Source organism: Pseudomonas sp. MF6755 (assembly GCF_016405635.1).
Taxonomy (GTDB): Bacteria; Pseudomonadota; Gammaproteobacteria; order Pseudomonadales; family Pseudomonadaceae; genus Aquipseudomonas; species Aquipseudomonas haemolytica.
The window spans coordinates 193497-217855 of sequence record NZ_JAEKDA010000003.1 but is presented as its reverse complement, the minus strand read 5'-3'; the positions used below and the strand labels follow the sequence as shown (position 1 = coordinate 217855).

Genomic DNA, 24359 nt, shown 5'->3' with positions numbered 1-24359 from the left:
GTACGCAGTGCGCAAAGCCTTCGAGCGTAAAGGAAGTCAGGCATGCCCTCAGGTTGCCTGCAGTGGTTATTCAGGAGAGCTCATGAGTGTTAACGAACCATCCGCAGGCACCGGCTCGGTGTCCCAGGTCCTCAAGCCCATACGCGGACGACTGATCGTTGCGGGCCTGCTGGCCGCCATCGGCACGATGCTGACGATGGTGCCCCTGGCCGGCATCGCGTACATCGCCCAGTTCGCGATGGGCCAGGCAGAAATGGCCACGGCGTGGGCGCAGATGCAGGGCCCCGTCTGGCGCGTGGTGATCATCAGCCTGGGGTGTCTGTTCCTGGGGCTGACGCTGATCTCGATGAGCGAAATGGTCGCGCACCTGGCCGACAATCACATCACCGGGCGTTTGCGCCTGGCGATTACCCGTCGGTTGGCCAAGGTACCACTGGGCTGGTTTACCAGCCGGGCATCGGGCGAGGTCAAGCAGGCGATGCAGGATGACATCGGTACGCTGCACAGCCTGACGGCACACTTCTACACCACCCTGGGCCGCACCCTCGGCGCGATTCTTATCTCGATGATTTACCTGTTTGCCATGGACTGGCGCATGGCGATCGTCTCGCTGCTGCCGTTCCCGCTGTTTTTCCTGTTTTTCTCCAGGGCCACCAAAGCCAGCGGGGCGAACATGCAGTCGTTTGGCGCCGGCATGGCGCGTATCAACAATGCGGTGGTCGAGTTCGTCAACGGCATTCCCGTGGTCAAGGCCTTTGGCGTCGAGGGCAAGGCCCACGGCAGTTACCGTGAAGCGGTGGATGCGTTTGCCGACGCGTTCACCGACTTCACTCGGCCGCTGGTCAGCGCAATGGCCAACGCTCACGCGATGATCGCCCCGGTGGCGGTGCTCGGCGTGGTGTTGGCCTCTGGCACGCTGTTCGTGAGCCTGGGCTGGATCTCGCCAGTGGAGGTGTTGCCCTTCGCCTTGGTGGCGCCGGGCATTTGTGCGCCGCTGTTGCTGCTGAGCTACATCACCCACGACTTGAACAACGCCACCGGCGCCGCCCAGCGCGTGCACAAGTTACTGCAGACCCCGGTGCTGGAAACCCTGGCGGGCGAGGCAGCAACGCTACCTGTGCAGGCTGAAATACGCGTCGAACACGTCGGCTACCGCTACGACGCAGAGCACCCGGTACTCAGCGATGTCAGCTTCACGCTCAAGCCCGGCACGGTCACGGCGATTGTCGGCGCGTCCGGCTCCGGCAAGTCGACCCTGGCGCGCCTGCTGTTGCGTTTCTTCGATCCGAGCGAGGGGCGTATCACCCTGGGTGGCGTCGACCTGCGGCAGATCGAGAGCGCGCAGTTGTATCGACGCATCGGCTTTGTGTTGCAGGAAGTGCGCCTTATCCATGCCAGCCTGCGCGACAACATCGCCCTGGGCCGCCCTTCGGCCAGCCAGCAGGAAATCGAAGACGCCGCGCGCACCGCCAACATTCACGAACGCATCCTCGCATTGCCACGGGGCTACGACTCGGTGATTGGCGAGGACGTGCAGCTCTCCGGTGGCGAGTTGCAGCGCGTGAGCATTGCCCGCGCCGTGTTGCTCGACCCGCCCGTGCTGGTGCTCGACGAAGCCACGGCGGCAGCCGATGCCGAAAACGAGGTGAAGCTGCAGCAAGCCCTGTCGCGATTCGCCCAGGGCCGCACCTTGATGGTGATCGCTCACCGTCTCGATACGGTGATGCATGCCGATCAGATCATCCTGATCGACAACGGCACGATCTGCGAACAGGGCCGTCATCACGAACTGCTCGCGCGCAACGGCCGCTACGCCCGACTGTGGGCGCTGGGCGGCTATGAACAAGGCTCTGAACAGGGCAGTGAACAGGCGGTATCGTCATGCTGAAAACCTTTATTCAACTGCTGGGCGAAGAGGCCCCGGTACTGCGCCGCTACCTCTGGATGACACTGGCCTATGGCCTGCTTTGCGGGCTGACGATAGTCACCCTGGTGCCGGTACTCACCCACCTGCTGGGCAGCGAGCTGCGTTCGGCGGCGCAATGGCTGGTGGTGCTGATGATCGGCGTGGCGCTGTGCTGGGCACTGCGGCGCACGGTGGAGAAGGCCGGTATCCGTGTCGGCATCGCCGTCCTGCAAGGTGGCCGTCATCGGCTCGGCGACCATGTGGCGCGCCTGCCGGTCGGCTGGTTCAGTGCACCAAACACTGCGCGGCTGAGTCATGTGGCGTCCCAGGGCATGATGGAAATGGCCCAGTTGCCCGCCCACGTGTTCACCCCGCTGATCACCGGCGTGGTCACGCCGGTGGTGATCCTCGTCGCGCTGTTTACATTGAATGTGCAGATGGGGCTGATCGCGCTGGTGACGCTGCCGATCCTGTTCGGTGTCTTCGCGTTCACCGCTCACCTGGGTCAGCGTGCCGATCAAAGCTTCCAGCACAATGCGGCCCTCACCAGTCAGCGCATGGTCGAGTTCGCCCAGGCGCAATCGGTACTGCGCGCTTTCAACGGCGAGGACGGCGGCACTCAGTTTCTGGAACAGGCCATCGCACGCCAGCAGCAGTCGGCCAAGCGTCTGATTCATGTCTCGGCGATGTCAGTGGTGTTCAATGCCTGGGCGGTGCAGGCCGGTTTCGCCGCCTTGCTGGTCGCCGCCACGCTGTCGCTGGGCGAGCAGGTGGGCGCCAACCTGCAAGCGGGTTCGGTGATTGCCGTGATCGTGTCGTTGCTGCTGGTCAGCCGCTTCATAGATCCGCTGCTCGAAGTCGCCGGTTACAGCGAGGTGCTACGTGGCGCGCGTGGCCAATTGGAGGCGGTGCGCGGGATCTTCGCGGTCCAGCCACTGCCCCAGCCAGCGGCGCCGCAAGCGCCCGTGGGTGGCTCGGTCGAACTGCGCAACGTGAGCTTTCGTTACGCCGAGGATCAGCCTGAGGTTCTGCGCGATATCAGCCTGCGTATCGAGCCGGGCAGCATGACCGCGCTGGTGGGTGCCTCAGGTTCAGGCAAGACCACGCTAGTGCGGCTGATTGCGCGATTCTTCGACGTGACGCAGGGCAGCGTGATTCTGGGCGGTGTGGATGTGCGGCAGATGTCCAGTGAGCAACTGGCCGGCCAGATCAGCCAGATTTTCCAAGACGCCTACCTGTTCCAGGGCAGCATTGCCGACAACATCCGCATCGGCAAACCCGATGCCAGCGATGCCCAGATAATGGAGGCGGCACGGCAGGCTGGTGTCATCGAGATCATCGAACGCTTGCCACAGGGCCTGGAGACACCGGTGGGCGAGGGCGGCGCGCGGCTGTCCGGCGGAGAGCGCCAGCGAATTTCCATCGCCCGTGCGCTGATCAAGGACGCGCCGATTCTGTTGGTCGACGAAGCCACCGCAGCGCTCGATGCCGAGAACCAGGCCGCCATTGCCGATGCGTTGGCACGCCTGCGTGGCACCCGCACGCTGATCGTGATAGCCCACCAACTGTCCACGGTAGCCATGGCCGACCAGATCGTGGTGCTCGACCAAGGCCGCATCAGCGAGCGCGGTGCCCACTCGGCACTGAGTACCGAGCCTGGGCTCTACGCGCATTTCCTCGCGCAGCGTCGGGCCGCGAAAGGCTGGCGGATTGCCGGAGCATCGGGCAGTGAGGGCGGTTCTTGAGTCGGGCAGCTTTATTGCTACTGTTTGCCGCGCTGTGTTGCCTGTCGCTGATGGTGGGCGTCAAGCAGGTCTCGTGGACCGCGCTGCTGACCTTCTCCGATGATGCCTGGCTGACCCTCACGGCCAGCCGCTTGCCGCGTCTGGCGGCGTTGATCCTGACCGGCGTAGGGCTGTCCATCTGCGGCGTGATCCTGCAACAAATCGTGCGCAATCGCTTCGTCGAGCCCGCCACCTCGGGTGGCCTCGATGCAGCGAAGCTGGGCATTCTGATTTCGCTGACAGTGGCGCCTGCCACGGGTGCGGCCGGCAGGATGCTGTTTGCCCTGGCGTTCTGCTTCGGGGCGAGCCTGCTGTATGTCGCGATCATCCGCCGTATCAAGTTCAAGAACACCGTGATGGTGCCCGTCATCGGCCTGATGTACGGCAGCGTGTTGAGCGCCATCGCCGAGTTCTATGCCTACCGGCACAACATGCTGCAGGGCATGCAGGGCTGGATGCTCGGCGACTTCTCGAAGATCGTCCAGGGCAACTACGAAATCATCTACCTGATCCTTCCGATCGTGGTGCTCACCTACCTCTTCGCCCATCGCTTTACTGTGATGGGCATGGGCGAGGGCGTGGCCAGCAGCCTCGGCTTGAACTACGCGGCCAACGCCGCGCTGGGGTTGATACTGGTGGCGGTCACCGTCTCCGCCACGGTGATCACCGTGGGCGCCATTCCCTTTGTGGGGCTGGTAATTCCCAACCTGGTGGCGCTGCATTACGGCGAAAACCTGGAGCGAACCTTGCCCATCGTCGCGGTGTGCGGCGCGTCGTTGCTATTGGCCTGCGACATCCTCGGCCGCCTGCTGATCTATCCCTTCGAAGTGCCCATCGGCCTGACTGCGGGCAGCGTGGGCGGGGTGCTGTTCCTTGTGTTGCTGATCAGGAAGTACACATGAACGGCATGGCAACCCGCTTCGGCGTCTGGCTGGTGGTCTTGGCCCTGGCGCTTGCATTCTTGTTGCTGGGCTCGGGGTTTGACTTCGCGTACGTCATTCCCAAGCGGCTCACTCGCCTGGCGGCGATGGGCATTACCGGGGTGTGCATTGCCTATTCCTCGGTGATTTTCCAGACCATCGCCGGCAACCGGATCCTTACCCCGGCGATCATGGGCTATGAAGCTATCTACCTGTTGTTCCAGGCCCTGCTGATCCTGTGGCTGGGCACCCAGAGCCTGGTGCTGCTGGGGCGTAACGGCAATGTGTTGCTGTCGGTGCTGTTGATGCTCGGCTATTCGTGGCTGATCCATCGCTGGCTATTTCGCGACGGGCGCAACAACGTCTACCTGCTGCTTCTGCTGGGGCTGGTGCTGAGCATGGTGATGGCGACATTTACCCAATTTATCCAGCTGAAAATCAGCCCCGGCGAGTTCTCGATTTTCCAGGGCTTCAACTATGCCTCTTTCAACAAGGCGCAACCGGCGCAAGTGATCTACTCGGGCCTGTTGGTGGCGGCGGTATGCCTGATCACCCAGCGCAGCCTGCCGACGCTCGACGTCCTGTCCCTGGGGCGTGACCAGGCGATCTCCCTGGGGGTCGACTATCAGCGCAGTGTGCGCCTGCAACTGGCGCTGATCGCGATTCTGGTGGCGGTGTCCACCAGCCTCGTCGGGCCGACCGCGTTCATGGGCGTGTTCGTCGCGAACATCACCTATGCGCTGGCGCGAACCGCGCGGCATCGGGTCACGCTGCCTATGAGCTGCGCCATTGCCATCGGCATTTTTATCGTCGCCCAGTACCTGGTCGAGCAACTGTTCAACTACAACACCTCCGTCAGCATTCTCATCAACCTGGTGTGTGGCGTGTATTTTCTCGCGCTGATGGTCCGAACCCGAGGCGCCCCATGATTTCCCTCAGTCACGTCTACAAGGCCTATGGCAACAAGCACGTCCTGAGTGACGTCAGCGTGCAGTTTCCCCTGGGGCAGGTCACCTCGCTGATCGGTCCCAACGGCGCCGGCAAAACCACGCTGCTGATGCTGATCGCACGCCTGCTGGCGCCAACGCGCGGCGAACTGTTGATTGGCGGCCGCAACCTCCTGGAGGTGCCGATTCGTGACTACGCCAAGCGCGTGGCCACCTTGCGCCAATCGCCGGATTTCAACCTGCGCCTGACCGTCGAGGAACTGGTGGCCTTCGGACGTTTCCCCTACAGCCGTGGCGCGCTCACCGCTCAGGACCGCCAGGCTATCGATGAAGCGATCGAGTTCCTGTCGTTGCAGCGACTGCGCCTGGCTTACATCGACGAACTCAGCGGCGGGCAGCGGCAGATGGCGTTTCTGGCGATGACCATCGCCCAGCAAACCGATTACCTGCTGCTGGACGAGCCGCTCAACAACCTCGACATGAAACACGCCGTGCAGATCATGCGCGCCCTGCGGCGCTTGTGTGACGAGCAGGGTCGCACGGTGATTCTGGTGGTGCACGACATCAACTTCGCCGCCAACTATTCCGACCACATCGTGGCCATGAAAAACGGCTCGGTGCATTGCCGTGGCCCGGTCACGGAAGTCGTCACCGAGGCGCGCCTGCGGGAGCTGTTCGACCTGGATTTCCAGATCCTGCACAGCGAGCAAGGGTTCGTTTGCAACTACTTCAATCCAACACCGTCAAGGGAGCTGATATGAGTACCGGAAACGCAACAAGATGCTGTGGAGCACTGCTGGCAATCGCGATAGCGGCGGGGCTGCAAGGCTGTGATAAGCCGGCGGCACAAGCCACACCGGCTGCGACTGCCCAGGCGCATTACCAACCGATCAAGATCGAGCACCCGTTGGGCACGACGCTGATTACCAAGCTGCCCGAGCGGGTGGTGGCCTTTGACATGAGTGAACTGGACACCCTCGACCAGTTGGGCGCGCCGGTGGTGGGCATTGCCAAGGACTACGTCGCCAGTTTCCTGGTCAAGTACCGCGACGACCCGAACATCATGGACGTCGGCACCACGATCCAGCCCAACCTCGAACGCCTGCATGCCCTCAAGCCTGACCTGATCCTGATCTCGCCGCTCCAGGCACAAAGCTACGCGGAGCTGAGCCAGATCGCGCCGACGGTCTATGACGACGTGGACCTGACCAACCAGCACGGCAATCTCATCACCACAGCGAAAAACCATTTGACCAGCCTGGGGCGCATCTTCGGCAAGGAAGAATTGGCTCGCCAAAAGGTTGCGCAAATGGACGCCAAGGTCGAGCAGACTCGCCGCGTCACCGAAGGGCGCCCGGAGAAAGCGCTGATCGTGCTGCATAACAATGGCGCGTTCACCTCCTATGGCGTGAAGTCGCGCTACGGCTTCGTGTTCGACACCCTGGGCGTGAAACCGGCCAGCAGTGACATCGAGGCCGGTTTGCATGGCCAGCCGATTTCCAATGAATTCATCCAGCAGGCCGACCCCGACATCCTCTATGTGATCGACCGCACGGCGGTGATGGAGCGCCGGCCGGCGCTGGACTTGAATAGCCTGGATAACCCGCTGCTGCGCAAGACCAAGGCCTGGAGCAATGGGCATGTGATCTTCGTCGATGCTCAGACCTGGTACCTGTGTACCGCCAGCGTGACGTGCCTCAATCGCATGGCTGACGAGGTGGTCCAGGGCTACAAGGGCTGATCGCTGCGGCAAAAAGGGCGGATGTTATTCAGATATCCGCCTTTTTTAGAAAAACTTACAAATGCTAATGATTGCTATTGAGGGTTTTGCCTTCTGGTTCGGAGAATCTAGTGAATACCTACTAACCCTCCGAATTGAAAGGAATCCAGCATGTCGGAACGCTGTCGCCACGCCACCCCTGATTTACTGCAGGCTGCGCAACGCTTTACCTTCAATCGCACATTCACTGCCGTACACATGGCGCTATTGCTGGGGTTGGGCACCACCTCCATGGGGGCGGCCGCTGCGCCGCCTGCCGAGCCGTCCAAACAACAAACCCTGGAGCTGACCGAAACGCTGGTGGAAGGCCGCATGGACACCGCCGACGACTTGCCGCCGGTGTATGCGGGTGGGCAGGTCGCCTCCGGCAGCCGTGTCGGACTGCTGGGCAACAAGGACTTCATGGAGACGCCGTTCAACATCATCAGCTACACCGATGAGTACATTCAGAACCGCCAGGCTCAGGACATCGGTTCGTTGATTGGCGCCACCGACCCTTCGGTGTACGTGCCGACCAAGCGCAGCAACTTTGAAACCTTCTTCATTCGCGGCTTCTACAGTAACGCCGATGACATCACCTACAACGGCCTGGTCGGCATGGCGCCGAACATGCGCGGTTCCACTGAACTGGCCGAGCGTATCGAGGTGCTCAAGGGGCCATCGGCGTTGCTCAACGGCATGCCACCCAGCGGCAGCGTCGGCGGCAGCATCAACCTGGTGCCTAAGCGCGCGGGCGATGAGCCTCTTGCACGCTTGACTACCACGTACGAATCCCGTGGCTTGGGCGGCGTGCATGCGGACCTGGGGCAACGTTTCGGCGACAAGAAACAGTTCGGTATCCGTTTCAACGGTGTCTACCGTGACGGCGACACGCCCGTGGATCACCAGCAGCACAAAATGGCGCTGTCGTCCCTGGGCCTGGATTGGCGCGGCGAGCGTGCGCGCATCTCGCTCGACTTCTACAAGCAACGCGAACGTATCGACGGCCTCAACTACTTCGGTATCAGCACAATCGGCACCAACGTGACCCACCTGCCAAGCCCGAAGAAGGGCGATTATGCACTGGCGCCGGAGTGGGCCTACACGATCAACAACACCACTACCACCCTGGCACGCGGCGAATATGACCTGTCAGATTCCGTCACGGCCTACGCGGCATGGGGGCAGCGCGATGGGGGTTACAACGCGCTGATCAACTCCAGCACCCTGATCAACAATGCGGGTGACATCAGTTCATCGGCGATTCGCTCGATCCGCAGCGGCACCCAGCAATCCGGTGAAGTCGGCCTGAAGGGCAAATTCCAGACCGGGCCAGTGGGCCACGCCTGGACTCTCGCCACCACCCGTTTCACCTCCGACAACAGCTTCAAGGACGCCAGGGCCGGCATCCCCGGTACCACCCATTTCGACAATCTGGACTTTGGCAACACACCGACCTTCCCGGGCTATGGCGTGACCACCTCGCAAACCCGCGCGACCCTGGGCAGCTATGCGCTCGCCGATACCCTGTCCTTCGCCGATGACCGCGTGCAATGGACCGTGGGCGCCCGCCGCCAGCGCGTGGAAAACACCACCGAGAACTTCGGTGACCGGGCGTCGAAAGTCAGCTACGACGAAAGCCGCGTCTCGCCGGCCACTGCGCTGTTGGTCAAAGTGACGGACAAGGTGTCGCTCTATGGCAACTACATCGAAGGCCTGAGCCAGGGCGCTACGGCACCTGATACGGCAGCGAATGCCGGTGCGGTCATGCAGCCTTACCAGACCAAGCAATACGAGGTGGGGGCCAAGGTCGACCTGGGCACGTTCGCCCACACCGTCAGCCTGTTCCAGATCGAGAAACCGAGTGCCTACACCAATCCGGCCACCAATATCTTCGGCGTCTACGGCGAGCAACGTAACCGTGGTGTGGAGTGGTCGTTCTTCGGTGAACTGCAACCGCGCCTGCGCCTGATGGGGGGCGCGACCTATACCCAGGCTGAAATGACCAAGGTGGTCGCCGGCGGCGTCAAGGGCGAGCAAGTCACCGGCGTACCTAAGGTGATCGCCAAGCTGGGCACCGAATACGACCTTCTTGACGTGCCTGGGCTGACCTTGACCGGTAACGTCAACCACACCGGTAAGCAATACGCGACCAACGACCATCGGGTCTCGCTGGACGCTTACACCACCTACGATGTGGGCGCGCGTTATGCGTTCAAGGTCGAGACCAAGCCGGTGACCCTGCGCGCCACCGTGCAGAACGTCACCAACAAGGCGTACTGGCTGGGTTCATGGAACGGCGGTGATGGCAGCGGCCTTTCCGGTGGTTTGGGCGCACCGCGTACCTTGCTGGTCTCGGGTACCGTTGATTTCTGACGGGGCCTTGCGTAACGCATAAAAAGACGCCTGCAGCGATGCAGGCGTCTTTTTGCCTGGGGGCGCGTCAGTCTAGTTTTTCCTGATTCGCAGCGCGTACCTTTTCCACCTCTTCATTGATCAGCACCATGCTCTGCGGCGAAGACAGCGCAATGCCCAGCTCACGCAGCCGACCGAGGACGGTGAACAGCAAGTCGCTGCGGGCTCCGCCTACAGAACGCGGGCTGTTGACGTAACCGCTGACGCTGATGATCACCCCTGTGGTGGTCAGGTCCTTGAACGTCACCGAAGGCGCCGGCGCATCCAATATGGCTTCGTGTTCGGTAAAGGCCTGCAGCAACAGCTCGCGGATTTGCAGCACGTCGGTTTCCAGCGGCAGGGTGAGCGTAATGCCGACCACGCCCAGTGCGTTGCCCATGGTCACGTTGCGTACGTTCTGGGTGATGAACTGCGAATTGGGCACGATCACCGTCGAGCGATCGGACATCTGGATCTCGGTGGCGCGCACATTGATCCGGCGGATATCGCCTTCGACACCCGCCAGGCTCACCCAATCGCCGACTTTGACCGGGCGTTCGGTGAGCAAAATCAGGCCGGAGATGAAGTTCTGCACAATCGCTTGCAGGCCGAAACCAATCCCCACCGACAGGGCGCTGACTACCCAGGTCAGGTTGGTCAGGCTGATGTGCAGCGTCGACATCACCACCACAACCACCAGTACGAAGCCGATGTAGCCCACCAGAGTCACCAGCGAAGCGCGCATGCCGGCATCCATGTTGGTTTCCGGCAGCAGCCGTTCGCCCAGCCACTCTTTAAGCACGCGAACGCCGAATACCCCCACCACCAGCATAATCAGGGCGAGCAGAATGTCGCCCGGTACGATGTTCAGGTTGCCCAGGGGTTTGTTGGTGAGGTCGAGTTGCGTCAAGCCGGCCAGCAACTCGCCCGGGCTGGAGCCAGACGGCAGGAATGCCAGCAGTACTGCGGTGAACAGCAGCAGCGTGCGGCCAACGCCCGCGAGTATGGTGCTCGCCTGTGCCTGGTGACGCTCGGACAAGCCAAGGGCCGAACCCAGTGCCAGGCCGCCCGGTTGTTTGGGCGAAAGCAGGGTTTCACAGACATCGCCAAAGCATGCAATCAGCAGGTAAGCCGTCGCGGCGACGACGCTCATCCAGAGCAGCTTGACGGTGAGGAAATAGGCGAGGGTCAGGTAGCCGCTCAACAGCGCCAGCAGACTGATTCCGACCCACACGGCCACCACAAAGGGCACTAGCCCAGCGATACCGTTCATGCGCTCCAGCTGGTACTGGCGGCGCGTGCGCCGGTAGCGCAGCAGGGCAAAGAAGAATACCAGCGCGACGGCCAGCGCCGTCAGGCCGTTCACCGCCACCGTCAATGCCAGGCTACTGGCGATCACGCTGTTGATGCGTTCCTGGGTGCCGATAAGTAGCAGTGCCAGCGCCAGTAATACGGGGAAGGGCCCCATGGCCGTCGCGATCTGATCGGGTATCGGCGGCAAGCGCCAGGAAGGGCGGGGCAGCATCAGCAGGGCACGGCCGAGGCCGACGATAAAGGCGCAGAACACCACCAGAGTCTGCAACTGATCGAGCAGGTTGAGTACGTCTGCGCTGGGCGTGCTGTCGCTGATCACGCCCCAGCGCAGCAGCGAGGTGGCCACGCTGATGGTCAGTACGGTCGACAGCCCGAACGCCAGTGCCAGCGCACTGCGGCGCAGGCGGCCCTCCGGCATCCAGCGCACCATCAGTCGCACCAGCAGGAAGCGTTCAAGCACGCGTCGGCCCGCGACCCAGACCAGCAATGCACTCAACACCATGATCGCGAAAAAAAATCGGTTGCCTGGCGCCACAGCGGTCGTCACAACGCTGCTGACATCGGCGTACAGGCCACGTAAACGTGAGAGGTCGTCATCCGTCGGGCGAATGATGTTGGACCAGAACACCACACTGATCGGGCTGGCCGACCGGGTGCTGATCTGTGAGTCAAACAGGCTGCGGCGCAGGTTGAAGATCTGGGTCGCCAGGTCACGGGCGGACTGACTCAGGGTGCTGGCCTGGCGCTGCTCATTGGCCAATGCGTTTTTCTGTTTGGTCAGCGCGGTGCGTTGCTGAGTGAAACTCGCGGTTTCATCCGCCTGCACCGGGCCGAGCACGTTGAGCTGGTCTTCCAGGTGTTCAAGATCGATGGCTTGCCTGACGCTCAGGGCGTCGGCCTGTTTTTGCACCTGCAAGGCCGCCTGGCGCAGGCTGGAAAGCAAGTCATCGTTGGCGCTGACGGTAACTTTCTGGCGGATCAGGTCGAGTTGATCGTTGAGGTCCGCAACGCTCGCACTTTCGTCCAGCGAGGGCAGGGCGCGCACGTCGCTGATCGGGGCGGGCGCTGCCTGCACGAGGGCCGGCAAGGTGACACACAGCATCAGCAGGGCGAACAGCCCGGTAAAAAAACGCTTGGTGATGACTCTCTGCATGATTATTTTCACAGTATCTCAACCTGCCATTGCTCGCGCCGCGTTTTGCCGCAACGGGTCCAGGTAGTTCGCCCATTGCTGAGCCGCCTCCCGTCGCTGTACCAGCCGTTGCGCGCGCCTAGCTAATTAAAGGTTTTTTGGAGTTAAGTGGAGTTCTGTTACAGACTATCGGGGCCGCCAAAAAACATTTTGACTGGGCTCTAGGACAATGTTTTTAGGTCGATAACACTTTTGTTTGCCTCCACTTTTGCCCCCATTCGTACCGAGTGTGCGAGTGATCGCGAATGGCGATCTGCGACGGACTTCGCTATTCCTGGCCAGTTACGCCGTTGGGCCAGGTCGCTGATCAGTCGTTAGCCAAGTGCAACTGCACTTCCATGGCGTCATGAAGGAGTCTGACGACCTCGATCACGTCGTCGTTTGCCACACGATAGAACACGATATGGCGTGGGCTTTTGACCGTTCCATGGGTTTGTTTGGCCTGCTGGCGTGAATAGATGAGGTGATAGCTGCGAAGGCCCGGTGCAAGCTCAACGCGGTCGTGGCTGCCAATGCGATGAGGCGTGTCGGCAAGCGCTTGCAGCGCCGCGAGGATAAGTGCCTGGTAGCGCTGGCGTGCTTGATCGCCGAACTGCGTCTGGGAGAGCCTGAGGATGTCAACAATGTCGGCGCGCGCCGCGTTGGTAATCCGATACTGCGCCATGCTCAGTGTTTCTCGCGTGCGGGGAGAGTTGCCTCCAGGCTCAAGCCCTCGAGGTAGTGCTCCAGATCCCCTTCGTTCACCTGAGTAAAGCGTGCGTGCTCAAGATCCATGATGCCGATCGAGGTCGCCTGACGCAGGGCCTCAATTTTGGCGGTGTCTTCGGCGACGCGCTGCTCCAATAAACGCAAACCCTCTCGCATCACTTCGCTGGCATTCTGATAACGGCCGGACTGCACCAGGTCATGGATAACCTGATCCTGGTGAGGGGTGAGCACAACGTTTCGCGTCGCCATAACTAGCTCCAGTATCATGTAAACAGGTGCTTTTGATTGTTGGCATATTATGCCATTTTCTCTCAGGAGAATAGCTTGAGGCCGACATCCGGCGATCAGGTGATGGGGGACTCAGCGTCAATCAGCAAGGTTCAAAGTGATCCACCCGTGATAGAGCAACCTGCAGATTGATTTGAAGATTGATATGCCTGACTGTGCATGCAGGAGGCGCGCGATGTGTGCTTCTCAATCCGCCCTGAAATCGATCGGTATGTTCGATGCCCATCAATAGTTGCGTTTAGAGGCATCAAGAGAGGTTCCAATGCCCTACGAGTTAGAAAATCGCCTGGTAATCGGCGTCGCTTCCAGCGCTGTGTTTGATTTGCTGGCATCGGACGCAGTGTTTCAGAGTCAGGGGGAGGAGGAATACCGCAAGTTTCAGCAAAAAAACCTTCACGTCCCTCTTCCTAAGGGGATAGCGTTCCCTTTCATCAAGCGCTTACTGTCAGTGAATGATCTGAGCGCCGATGCTACGGATCCGCTCGTCGAGGTAATACTTCTTTCACGCAATGATCCCGACACTGGGCTGCGCGTACTGAAGACTATAGAGCACTACGGGCTTGGGATGACAAGGGCGATTTTCATGCAAGGAAAATCTCCTTATGAATACATACCAGCACTGAATATCGCTTTATTTTTGTCGGGTGACAAAAAAGACGTGGAAGCGGCTATCAAGGCCGGGTACCCGGCTGGCCAGGTGCTCGATTCAAAATTTGAAGACGACGAAACTGATAAAACCCTACGCATCGCATTCGACTTTGACGGCGTACTCGCCGGCGATGAGTCCGAAACAATCATGCAGGCCTCTGGATTGTCTGAGTTCCATGCGCACGAAGTAAAGAACGTTATGCAGCCCCATAACCCGGGGCCGCTGAAGGAGTTCATGGTGCGGATATCCAAAATCCAGTCAGTTGAGGAGAAGCACAAGAAGCTCAATCCTAAATACGAAAACCGCATACGCGTCTCGATCGTCACAGCCCGCAATGCTCCGTCTCATGAGCGTGCGATGAATACGCTCAAGAGTTGGGGTGTCATGGCTAACGACGCATTCTTCCTGGGTGGCATCGAGAAAGGCAAAATTTTAGGTGTATTGAAACCACACATCTTCTTCGATGACCAATCAGGGCACCTTAAATCGGCTAGCGCAGTTGCTCCATCCGTGCACATTCCTTTCGGCATCACCAACCATGTCGCGTCAGTAGTTGCGCTAGAGCCTGAAACTGATCAGGTCCAGCAGGTGGTGTAACACGCACGCTTGAGCGCGTAGTGCTATAGGACTTCGTATAGGTTCCTCGGGCAGTCCGAGATTGGATAGGGTAATTAGGATTGCTCGCGAACCCGCATCCAGTCGAAAAAATCTCCTGAACAGACGCTAGCTTTAACCTGAGGCGACTTATGGAATCTTGATACCCAACGCATTCAGCGATGGCGTATCCATCCGGCCATTCACGGTCAGCCCACTGTCCATCTGAAAGGCCATTAACGCACCACGTGTCGCTTTGCCCATCACCCCATCAATGGAGCCTTGGTAATACTGGCGCACCATCAGCGCGGTCTGCACACGGGTGACCAAGTTGCTTTTCTGCTCATTGGTAGCGCGGCTCTTTGAAATGCTCGAACGTGTCCCGCTGGTAGTGCCAGACGACTGATAAAGGCTGTTGCTGCTTGGGGTGCTGCTCGAAGTACTCGGCGCGCTGTAACTTCGGGTGCTGGTAGCGGGCGGGCTGTAGTAGCGAGGCGCGCTATACCCACCCGAGCCGCTGTAGTGAGAACTGTGCGAGCTGTGGGAGCGGTGTGAACTGTGCGAACGATGTGCCGCATAGATGTTGACGGTGTCTGGCGCATTGAGCGTATCGGCAAACACCGGGGGTTGTAGCTTGTCGTTGGACTGCCAGTTCGCATCGCCGAGCGACAGATGGCCCGTTTGTGCCAGGGTGGTACCTGCCATTGGCAGCAAGCTGATCCCACTGATCAGGACTTTCCAGCGGTCGAGCAATTTCACTGTGCACTCCTTGCATAGGCGCTAAAGGCCTCGGTCGATAGTCGTTGTACGCCGCGGCTCTGCCAGCGGTCGGTGTGGGATTTGAAGAAGCCAGAGCAATGTTTGACGGCAGCGCATTGCTGGCAGGTATCGACGAACAGGTTCTTCCAGTCCGAGATGCTCTGGCGGGCGAAACGCGAGAGGTGGGCCGGGATCAGGCATAGAGGCAAGTTGTAGATCGAAACTGGCACTCCGCGGTTGAACAGGAAATACACGGCCTGGCTCAACGACTCCTGATAGTCCAACGGGTCAATCCACAGTTCTTCGTAGTTCTTCCTGGCCAGGCCGGTACTTTCGATACCCATCAGCGCAACATGCCGCACGAAGGGTAAGTTCCTGAACACGTAGTAGGCGAGCTCGGGCAAGCGTGGCGTGGTCAGGCGATTGAGCACCACGCGTATCTCGATGATCTGGTTGGCCCGCGCCAGGTTGTAAAGACCTTGCAGAGTTTCACTGAACGCGCCTGGAGCCTGTACGACATGGTCATGGTCTTCGGCATTGTCGGCATACAGCGGGATGCCCCAGCTCAACTGAGGGTGGCCGATGGCAGAGAGCGCAGCGATCCAGCTCGGGTCTTGGAACAGACGCCCGTTGCTGAGCACATGAATGGATTTGTGCGGCAAAACGGCTTTGCACTTAGCGAGGATTTCGAGCAGGCCGTCGCGATAAAGCGTTGGTTCTCCGCCGCTGATTCCCAGATTTTCCTCGCCCTGGTCCATCAGGTCGATTAGCCGTAGGTTCTCCTCGATATGCCAACGGTCATCAATATCTTTGGGCGGCTGCGAGCACATTAAACAGAGGCTATTGCAACGATCGGTCATAAACAGCAGGTTGCTGTCCGAGCCTCGTCGATAGAGCACTCGCACCAAAGCGTTGCCTGGTGTGATGGCAATGACATCGCCGGGTTGCACGACATCCGCATCTTTGGGTGTGTGCAGGTGTAGCTGCGTGCTGTCGAAGTCGCCAATCAATGGCTCTGGGGTCAGGAATCCACCTACTGGCAACGACAGCAGGTTGGGGCTTCGTAGCCTTTCTTGGTTTGGTAGCCAAAGTAGCAGCTCACCGAAGTCAGCGCTTCCGGCACAAACAGCCAGGCCTTGTTCGATGAACTCATCCAGGGTGATGACCTTGAGCAGTTTCGGCTCATTCAGGTGATGGATTTCGAAGTGGGTATCCTTGCGTAGCATCGCCATCAGCCCCTGTAACCCGGAAATCGAACATCGTGGTAAGAGCGCCTGTTCAACCAAGACAGCAGCACCCTCTGCACGTTGTCGTCGCCATCGCAAAGCAGGCCGAAAAGATGCTTCAGCAGCCCCATGTTCTTCTTGCAGAAGCTGCTGAATACTCGGTGTCCGATCGGGTCAGCTTGGCGGGCATAGTGTTCGACGGGGTCAGCACCACAGTACGGGACAAGTGCGCAGTCGGAGCAGCCCGGCAGCGCCTCTGCTACACCACTGGCGAGCAACGCATTCATAACGGGCGATGCGAGTAATTCAGACAAGGGTTGGTGTACGGTGCCGAGCCTCAAGCCGTCTTCACCCATCTCCAGCAACATTCGGGCTTCGTCCGAGGGATAGACGTAACCGTCATAGTTGTAAACCAGCGCTGCAGTGCCTGCTCCAGCAGGGGAGCGCAGGTCTACATAGCCGGAGGAGAAGGGTGTCAGAATATTTTTCAGCAACAGGCTCGTGTAACTCTCTGAGAGATACACGCCCTGTTGGTTTATCTGCAGCAAATAAGCCAGTGCCTTCTTGTAGAAGGTCAGGTATCGCTCAATTGGGTAATCAAGTCGATGGGCACTCTTGGTGGCAAACCCATAAGGGCTCAGAGGCCGAAGCGAGATGCTGGAGAAGCCCTGGCTTACATACTCATCGATGATCGCTTCAGGTTGTTCGAGGCTTCTTGAAGTCAGCGTGGTCAGCGCGGAAACTGCATCATGGCCAAGGCGCTCACGGACCCGCTGGATGCCTTTTACAGTGCGTTCGTAGGAGTCTCGTGACGGCGTAGGGCGGTTGGCGTTGTGCAAGGGCGCCGGCCCATCGAGCGAGGTCGAAAACTGAATGCGATTTTGTTCCGCGAAGTCGAGTATTTCCTCCGTCAGGTGGTGCAGCGTGGTGGTGATGACGAACTGGATATCCCGTTGTTCGACCACGTTCCGTTCAACGACCCATTCGACAATTTGGCGGACGCGCTCGAAGGCCAGAAGCGGCTCGCCACCCTGAAACTCCACAGTCAAGGCCGGAGCGTTCGATTCGAACAGGCGATCAACCGCCGCCTGTGCATTCGCTTCCGACAGGTCGTGGCCGGATCCTCCCAGAGGGGCCCGCGACACCTGGCAGTACTGGCAAGTGTGGTTGCAGCGCAATGTAACCACGAACAAGTGCAGTGCAGGGCCCTGGAAGAGGAAGTCCTTGCGGCTGCGATACTGCGCGGCCATTTCCGGGAACGGGTCGTGGCGGCCTGGTTCGTAGATGAAGTGGCGGGCCAGCAGGTCCTTGTAAAAAGGCGTACTTGCTTGAACGTCGAAGTAACTGAGGGCTCGTAATTGCGCGTCGTTCACGTGCATGTACTCACCAGTATCGGAGGTGAGCAGTATGTCACGGTCATTTCCCGTGTTCATGCGCATGAATCGAAAAGGCAGCAAGCGGTAGTGCTTGGCGTCTGTCGTAATCAGTGTCACTGGGAAATCCCACATCCAGCGAGCGCGGCTCGGGCCAGGACTTCGCGCAACCCTACTGTTTCGCGGTTGATATGGTCGCGTAGGGCGAAGTCGTTCAGATGCTGAAGGATCAGCGAGTGAGCCTGCTCCGGGGAAAGCGTTAGCCTTGATTCAGCGGGGTGGGCCGTGAGGCTTATCTGATTGGCTTCAATACCGACCTGGATCGCGACAGTGTCGGCCAGGGAGTAAGCCACGCGTTGCACCACGCTGAGCGGGTACGCTGCGCTGCCGAGTTTCAGCGTGACTGGCCATGTCATCGGAACCGATCCTTCAAATCCATTGGGAGCGTGTGGATTTTGCCGGTGGTCGAGGCGTTATGCCATCATAATTTTACATTTGCACGCATTTGTTCAGCGTGGTGGGTGGTGCGCTCACTACGGCTCGGCCATTGATACAGGGTAGGGCCGAGAGTTCATATCTCCCTCGGTCCAGCCATCCTCATCATTAGCCTGCTTGGCCTCAGGCTGGGGGCATTCTTTTCAAACCATCCAAAGCATGCCCTCAGATGTGCCCCCAATGTAGCAATCCACTGGAAGTGAATGGAGCTCCACGGTTTGTGAAAAAGGCAAAAAAGATCAGATGAACAGCCTGCCAGAGGACGCCTAAAGACTCTCAGGATCGCCAAAAAACATCTGAATCCGCGACCTCAACCACCGCTCCCCCGGGTCATTATCCTGTGACCCACGCCACGCCATGTGCAGTTCAAATGAACGCACCGGCAGTGGCGGGTCTTCGGCGCGCAGGCCTCCGGCCGAAGTCAGCGCCTCGGCGGCATAATCCGGTACGGTAGCCAGGATGTCGGTGCCCGCCAACAGCGTGCCCAGCCCGTTGAACTGCGGCACCGCCAGTACGACGTGACGTTTGCGATCAAGCTTTTCCAGCTCTTCATCAATAAACCCACTCAAGTCCCCCGCAAACGACACCAATGCATGGGGGCGCGAGCAGAAGTCGTCCAGGCTCAGTGAGCCGGGCACGCTATCGGCACGCAGCAATTTAGGCAGGCTGCGGCGCAGCACCTTGCGTTTGGCGTTGGCTGGCAGGTCGGCGGTGTAGCTGACGCCGATAGAGATTTCACCGGAAGCGAGAAGGCCGGGCATCAGGATGTAGTTGACGCGGCGCACCACCAGCACAATGCCCGGGGCTTCTGCGCGCAGGCGTTTGAGCAGTTGCGGCAGCAGGGCGAATTCCACGTCATCGGACAGGCCGATCCTAAACACGGCAGTGCTGGTGGCCGGGTCGAATTCGGCGGCGCGGCTGACGGCGGTGGAAATCGAGTCCAGGGCCGGGGAGAGCAGGGCGAAGATTTCCACGGCGCGCGCTGTGGGTTCCATGCTGCGCCCGGTGCGCACAAACAGCGGGTCATCGAACAACCCACGCAGGCGCGACAACGCCGCGCTGATGGCAGGCTGGCCGAGGAACAATTTCTCGGCGGCGCGGGTCACACTGCGCTCATGCATCAAGGTTTCGAATACGATCAAGAGGTTAAGGTCGACACGACGCAGGTCGTTACGGTTCATCTTGTGTCCTGGAAGAGTCAGCAAACTTGACGTGAGCGGTCACACAGGAACCTCCAAGGTTCGATTGAGAAGCATGACCGGCATGAATCTTACGGGGAAAGGCTGGTACTCTGCACCGGCTAATTGATTTTTCCTACGATAGTTGAGGTCTGTTCCCCCTTCGCGGAATCAATGACAGGCATGTCGACTATTAATGGCGACCGGTGGCCTTAGCTGAAAAGCCCAGATAAAGTTCATGGCATTAGAGGTTACTTTGACGAGGTTTGCGATGTCCCGCACGATCCGTTTTCACAAGTTTGGTCCGGCCGAGGTGCTCAAATGCGAAGAGCATGCAGCCGCGCAGCCCGCACCGGGCGAAGTGCAGGTGCGTGTCGAAGCGATTGGCATCAGCTGGTACGACATTCTCTGGCGCCAGAACCTGGCGTCTTCCCATGCACGCTTGCCCTCCGGCCTTGGCCATGAGATGGCGGGGGTCGTTATTGCCCTCGGCGATGGCGTGGATGACTTGGCAGTGGGCGATAAGGTGGCCAGTTTTCCAGCCGAAAGCCCTAATGATTACCCGGTGTATGGCGAGCAGATAGTCTTGCCACGTTCGGCCTTGACCCGTTACCCGGATGTCCTGAGCCCGATTGAAGCCAGTGTGCATTACACGCCGCTGCTGATTGCGTACTTTGCCTACATGGACCTGGCGCGGGTCAAGCCCGGGCAGTTTGCCCTGGTGACCGATGCCAGCCACTGTGCCGGCCCCTCGTTTGTACAACTGGGCAAGGCCCTGGGTGTGCGAGTGATTGCTGCCACCAAGGACAGTTCTGAACGCGAATATCTACTGTCCCTCGGGGCTGAAAAAGTTATCGTCACCGAAGAGCAAGACCTGCTGATGCAGATCAACAAGTTCACCGACAACCGGGGCGTCGACGTAGTGTTCGATGGCCTGGGTGGCCCGCAGATGTCGTTGCTCGGCGATGTCTTGGCGCCTCGCGGCAGCCTGGTGCTGTATGGCCTGCAAGGCGGCAACCAAACGCCATTTCCGGCTTGTGCGGCGTTCCAGAAGAACATCCAGTTCTTTGTGCACTGTATCGGCAACTTCACCGGCAAGCCGGAACTGGGCATCATCCAGGACCAGGTAGCATTGCAGCGCGCGTTGCGTGATATCAACCAACTGACAGCCGATCGTGTGCTCGTCCCACTGAAAACCACGGTATTTCCGTTCAGTCAGTTCGTCGAAGCGCATCGCTACATGGACGAATGCCCGTGCCGCGAGCGTGTCGCATTGCAGGTTGAAGCTGTTTGAGCTGTAGGAGTATTCGCAAATGAATACGCTGGCGCCTGGGCCGATGAGGCAAATGCGCCATTTGACAGGGCTTAACCCGCGCCAGGGTTGAGCCGCCGCAAGAGCATTCTGCCCCTGCAAACAATACCTTTTTTCCTTAAGCCGCCCTGAAATCCAGTGCGGCGCTGTTGTGTGGGCGCGATTAATGTTTGTGATCGGGCGCATCTGAACGGGTTTCAGGCGATCTTCTGTATCTGTTAATCATTATTTGAGTGCCGATAATTGTGCCTTCACTGTCATCTCAAGGATTGAGCAATGATTAAATGTCTGAGATTTTTGCCACGTTCCGAAGAAACTAAGCGAGGCGTATCCGGCCACCCGGATAGTGCACGCAAAGCGCCCTATTGTTTCGCGCGGACGCGACTAAAGTGGGCGATTAACTTTTGTCAGATGCGTCCTTAGTTTGTTAGTTGGAATAGTGTAGGAAGTTGTAGGGCTGTTCCTAGGCCTGCTGGCCGCGCCGTTTAGATATGGCTCGGCAGCGCGATTTGCTTGGGCGGAGCCCTAAGAGCGCTGCCACGCATCGCCAGTGGTTTTGTTGCAAGGTGCTAATGTTGAACTCACTGCGCGCTGTGCAACGGACGACACCCTCCCTACAGATTTAATGGGTCGAGCAATTAATGTTGATAGTTGCTTGAAACTGATACTTCAACTCAGGTAGTAGAATGATGAGCGCAATTCATGAGCAAGCCATGAACTATGTTTACCAGCAAGTTTTGCAGCGTTTGGTCGGGCACTTTACGCGCACCGAACGAACAGTGCTCCAATTGTTGGTCCAACGAATTGTGGTCGCAGCCGGTGGCATGGAACAAGTGGGTAATTATAAAGTGCTGATCGCCCACGGCGGTGGCGAGGTCAGCAGTTACACCTTGGCGATGCTGCGGGCGGCACAACTGACCATTGCGGGCCGGGCCCCTAAGACTTTTCACTTACGGGTTGCCACCCTGCGCTATGCGGGCATGACCCAGGCCACCCTCGACAGCATTAACCAAGGCTATAGCAGGCTGTTTTTCCATGACGACCCGAGAGTCGAGCTGTTGATGGTGGAGAATCAGGAGGTACTGCCCTTTAATCCGCAGCGACCTCCGTCTGCTGCCGGGCGGCAGGTCAGCCAGCGCAATATGTTGATGTTGGGGCATCTGACCTCCGGGGATATCCGCGCAACGTTGTGCAACGATACCTACCTGGCCTTCGGCGAGTTCTACCAGCGTGCCGCCACATGGAACGGCGGCGTGCATGCCATGGTCAGCGGCGACTCGCCACGCCAGCAAAGCCAATACCTTGCCTGGCTGAAGAAGACTGCATTGGCAACCGCTCTCGACTTCGCACCCGGCAAGCCGGTGTCGCTCAATGGGTTATTTACGCGTATGGAGGAGTGGAGTGTCGCTTGTTACCGTGACCTTTATGGCGAACATTATGTGGGCACTGAGGGGCCAGGTCGGGGTGGGCACCGTCATCTGGCCTATATCGGTATTGCTGACCTGCTCGACGATGTGGATGTGCCCCAGGCAACGTTGCTGACCGACTTCCTGGCGTGCCAGCCGGACCCGTTTGATTTTCACTTCAGCCATCCTGCCTACCCCAATCCATTGCTCATGGCGCACTTGCACGGGCTGCAGGCCCAATGTCTGCGTGAGCTTTCCTATGAGCATGGCGTCGAAAGCTTTTTTCGCCAGGCAATGGACTACATGCACCGCAGGAAAATCCCCATGGCGTTGATCGCTGAGGCGTCCGGTGAAGATGGGCGTGTCCTGGCAACCACCTATGCCCGAGAGTTCTTTGGTTTGGACGAAAGTCAATTAACCTGCCTGTTGTTTGCGCCCTTCATTCAGCATGGCGAGCGACTGGAGGGTTTCCTGCGTCAATGTCACCCTGGCATGCTGGTGGCGCTCCCCGAACTGCACAAGGCGCTTCAAGGCAAACCCGCTGCGGAAATGTTACAACAGTGGCTGGTGGATACCAGCGGATTGCCGCTGCCACTATTGCAGCATGTGTACCGCAAGCGGCCTCTTCAGATCGACCGTCGCATCCTGGCAAGCAAGCAGCGCTTCATGCCTTGCCAGGCACGGACTGCGCAGTTGTCGGGGAGCTAGTCGCGTGTGCTGGCCTAAACCGCCCGGTGAACAGCTATGAACCTGCGAGGAGAGCGGCAGGCAGATTTTGCCTACCAGGCGGTGTATCGCTACATGATCAGCCTGATCAACGAAATCAGCCTGCAGACGCCGGTCAAGCTGCCGTCCCTGCGGCAGTTGTCGGCACGCTTGAACGTGTCAATCTCGACGATCCAGTACGCTTACTCGCTGCTGGAGAAGGAAGGGCGCATCTACTCGGTCGCCAAGTCCGGCTACTTCGCCTGGCCAGTGGCGGCTAACTCGCAAGTCATGGCGGGCGCCGACTTGCTCGAGCGGCTATACGCGGCGGCGCGACGTCCGGGCATGGTCGTACTCAGTGGCGATGAACCGGCGTTGCTGGGCTCGCTCGATGGCGACTTGCTGACGCTGGAACGTCAACTGGTGCGCAAGTATCCGCACCAGTTGCAACCCTGGACGCAACCCTGCGGCGTCTGGGAGCTTCGTGCGGCGTTGGCTGCGCGTTATACATCGTCGCCCACGCGCTGTTGGCAGGCCGATGAGGTATATATCGGCGCCGATTTGCGGGGCGTACTGGAAATACTGATTGATGCCCTGGGTCTCAAGGGCACCGTGGTGGTGACTGAATCACCCTGTGACTACCTGGTCTTGCGCTTGTTGCAGACCGCTGGTGTCCGGGTGATCGAGTTGCCGTGGTTCGCCGACGGCAGTTTCGACCTGACCACATTCGAGCACCTGTTGCATCACGAATCCGTGCATCTGGTGCTGTTGTCATCAGTGATCAGTATGCCGTCGGGCGCGGCTTTATCGGTTCCGGAGCGCCTGCAGGTGGCGCATCTGCTCGACCAATACGGTTGTTGGCTGCTGGAGGACGACACCTTTGGCGAACTGAGCTACACCCCGTCCCAGGCGGCCCTGCGTAACCTCGTCAACCCAGAGCGCCTGATCGTGTTCTCCTCGTTCGAGAAGGTATTGGGCCCGGAGGCGCCCTTTGGTTATCTGCTGTCACATCAGATAGGCAGTGAATTGCAACGTCAGTTTCTACTGCGCTCGTTTCGTTTATCGTCAATCCGCCAGCGCGCCATTGCCCGGCTCTACCAGAGCGGGCGCTTTGACCAGCACTTGCAGACATTGCGCCAGCACCTGCAAGAACAAGCGCAAGCCATGAGCCTGTGGCTGGAGGCGCGCATGGCTGGCCGCGTGAGCTACCGAATGCCCGTCGCGGGGGCGAGTTTCTGGTTAGAGTCGGTGGCGCCAGTGGATATGCGCCTGGTCTTCCAGAGCATGCTCACGCAACAGGTGATTATCGCCCCGGGCGAGTTGTTCAGCCTCAGTGGCTTGCACCACCAGCATATGCGTGTGAGTCATACGTTCACGGGCCATCCCAACCTGGATATCACCCTGGATACGTTGGCTCATGCACTGCTCCAGTCGCAAACTGGCTAGTGTT

19 protein-coding genes are annotated in these 24359 nt (G+C 59.4%); 11 read left to right on the top strand and 8 right to left on the bottom strand.

All coding sequences use genetic code 11. The features are described 5' to 3' along the window. The first annotated feature begins 82 nt into the window (after window positions 1–82). From JFT66_RS05115 to JFT66_RS05085, 7 genes are all read left to right on the top strand, one after another. A complete protein-coding gene (locus tag JFT66_RS05115) occupies window positions 83–1888 on the top strand; it encodes an ABC transporter ATP-binding protein (RefSeq protein WP_198858900.1) in 1806 nt (601 codons plus the stop codon). Continuing rightward, window positions 1882–3651, top strand: coding sequence for an ABC transporter ATP-binding protein (locus JFT66_RS05110; protein WP_198858899.1), 1770 nt, complete (start codon window positions 1882–1884; stop codon window positions 3649–3651). Before JFT66_RS05115 ends, JFT66_RS05110 begins: the two co-directional genes overlap by 7 nt. Then, window positions 3648–4592, top strand: coding sequence for an ABC transporter permease (locus JFT66_RS05105; protein WP_153839838.1), 945 nt, complete (start codon window positions 3648–3650; stop codon window positions 4590–4592). Before JFT66_RS05110 ends, JFT66_RS05105 begins: the two co-directional genes overlap by 4 nt. After that, window positions 4589–5539, top strand: coding sequence for an iron chelate uptake ABC transporter family permease subunit (locus JFT66_RS05100; RefSeq protein ID WP_198858898.1), 951 nt, complete (start codon window positions 4589–4591; stop codon window positions 5537–5539). The genes JFT66_RS05105 and JFT66_RS05100 overlap by 4 nt, the downstream gene beginning before the upstream one ends. Next, window positions 5536–6318, top strand: a complete 783-nt coding sequence (locus tag JFT66_RS05095; protein ID WP_153872023.1) for an iron ABC transporter ATP-binding protein — start codon at window positions 5536–5538, stop codon at window positions 6316–6318. Before JFT66_RS05100 ends, JFT66_RS05095 begins: the two co-directional genes overlap by 4 nt. Beyond that, complete coding sequence (locus JFT66_RS05090; RefSeq protein WP_153872022.1) at window positions 6315–7298, top strand: siderophore ABC transporter substrate-binding protein; 984 nt, start codon at window positions 6315–6317, stop codon at window positions 7296–7298. The genes JFT66_RS05095 and JFT66_RS05090 overlap by 4 nt, the downstream gene beginning before the upstream one ends. Window positions 7299–7448: 150 nt before the next feature. Beyond that, a complete protein-coding gene (locus tag JFT66_RS05085) occupies window positions 7449–9692 on the top strand; it encodes a TonB-dependent receptor (protein WP_198858897.1) in 2244 nt (747 codons plus the stop codon). 67 nt (window positions 9693–9759) lie between these two features. Here JFT66_RS05085 and JFT66_RS05080 read toward each other — a convergent pair whose 3' ends face one another. The 3 genes from JFT66_RS05080 to JFT66_RS05070 all read right to left on the bottom strand — a co-directional run bounded on the left by JFT66_RS05080 (window position 9760) and on the right by JFT66_RS05070 (window position 13173). Then, on the bottom strand, window positions 9760–12177 hold the full coding sequence (locus tag JFT66_RS05080; protein WP_198858896.1) for a DUF3772 domain-containing protein: 2418 nt from the start codon (window positions 12175–12177) through the stop codon (window positions 9760–9762). A 346-nt stretch (window positions 12178–12523) separates the two neighbouring features. Further along, window positions 12524–12880: a type II toxin-antitoxin system RelE/ParE family toxin gene (locus tag JFT66_RS05075; protein ID WP_153839843.1), complete on the bottom strand. Its 357-nt coding sequence runs from the start codon at window positions 12878–12880 to the stop codon at window positions 12524–12526. A 2-nt stretch (window positions 12881–12882) separates the two neighbouring features. Continuing rightward, window positions 12883–13173, bottom strand: coding sequence for a type II toxin-antitoxin system ParD family antitoxin (locus tag JFT66_RS05070; RefSeq protein ID WP_034119516.1), 291 nt, complete (start codon window positions 13171–13173; stop codon window positions 12883–12885). Window positions 13174–13474: 301 nt separating this feature from the next. On the opposite strand from JFT66_RS05070, the gene JFT66_RS05065 reads away from it, so the two are divergent. Beyond that, window positions 13475–14458, top strand: coding sequence for a 5'-nucleotidase (locus tag JFT66_RS05065; RefSeq protein ID WP_034119517.1), 984 nt, complete (start codon window positions 13475–13477; stop codon window positions 14456–14458). 147 nt (window positions 14459–14605) lie between these two features. Here the strand turns inward: JFT66_RS05065 and hxsA are convergent, their stop codons facing one another. The 5 genes from hxsA to JFT66_RS05040 form a co-directional block, all read right to left on the bottom strand. Further along, window positions 14606–15214: a His-Xaa-Ser repeat protein HxsA gene (hxsA, locus tag JFT66_RS05060; protein WP_198858895.1), complete on the bottom strand. Its 609-nt coding sequence runs from the start codon at window positions 15212–15214 to the stop codon at window positions 14606–14608. Further along, window positions 15211–16446, bottom strand: coding sequence for a His-Xaa-Ser system radical SAM maturase HxsC (hxsC, locus tag JFT66_RS05055; RefSeq protein WP_034119519.1), 1236 nt, complete (start codon window positions 16444–16446; stop codon window positions 15211–15213). The genes hxsA and hxsC overlap by 4 nt, the downstream gene beginning before the upstream one ends. Next, window positions 16446–17933 carry a His-Xaa-Ser system radical SAM maturase HxsB gene (hxsB, locus tag JFT66_RS05050; protein WP_162524993.1) on the bottom strand — a complete coding sequence of 496 codons (1488 nt, stop codon included), beginning with the start codon at window positions 17931–17933 and terminating at the stop codon, window positions 16446–16448. Before hxsB ends, hxsC begins: the two co-directional genes overlap by 1 nt. After that, window positions 17930–18229 carry a His-Xaa-Ser system protein HxsD gene (gene hxsD, locus JFT66_RS05045; RefSeq protein WP_034119521.1) on the bottom strand — a complete coding sequence of 100 codons (300 nt, stop codon included), beginning with the start codon at window positions 18227–18229 and terminating at the stop codon, window positions 17930–17932. The genes hxsB and hxsD overlap by 4 nt, the downstream gene beginning before the upstream one ends. A 345-nt stretch (window positions 18230–18574) precedes the next feature. Next, window positions 18575–19489 (bottom strand): LysR family transcriptional regulator, encoded by a 915-nt coding sequence (locus JFT66_RS05040; protein ID WP_034119522.1) that lies wholly within the window; start codon window positions 19487–19489, stop codon window positions 18575–18577. 268 nt (window positions 19490–19757) lie between these two features. On the opposite strand from JFT66_RS05040, the gene JFT66_RS05035 reads away from it, so the two are divergent. The 3 genes from JFT66_RS05035 (at window position 19758) to JFT66_RS05025 (ending at window position 24355) form a co-directional block, all read left to right on the top strand. After that, window positions 19758–20780, top strand: a complete 1023-nt coding sequence (locus tag JFT66_RS05035; protein WP_153872010.1) for a zinc-dependent alcohol dehydrogenase family protein — start codon at window positions 19758–19760, stop codon at window positions 20778–20780. A 707-nt stretch (window positions 20781–21487) separates the two neighbouring features. After that, entirely contained in the window at window positions 21488–22912 is a 1425-nt protein-coding gene (locus JFT66_RS05030; RefSeq protein ID WP_198858894.1) for a hypothetical protein, read from the top strand. Between the two features lie 36 nt (window positions 22913–22948). Continuing rightward, entirely contained in the window at window positions 22949–24355 is a 1407-nt protein-coding gene (locus tag JFT66_RS05025) for an aminotransferase-like domain-containing protein (protein ID WP_198858893.1), read from the top strand. The last annotated feature ends 4 nt before the right edge of the window (window positions 24356–24359 follow it).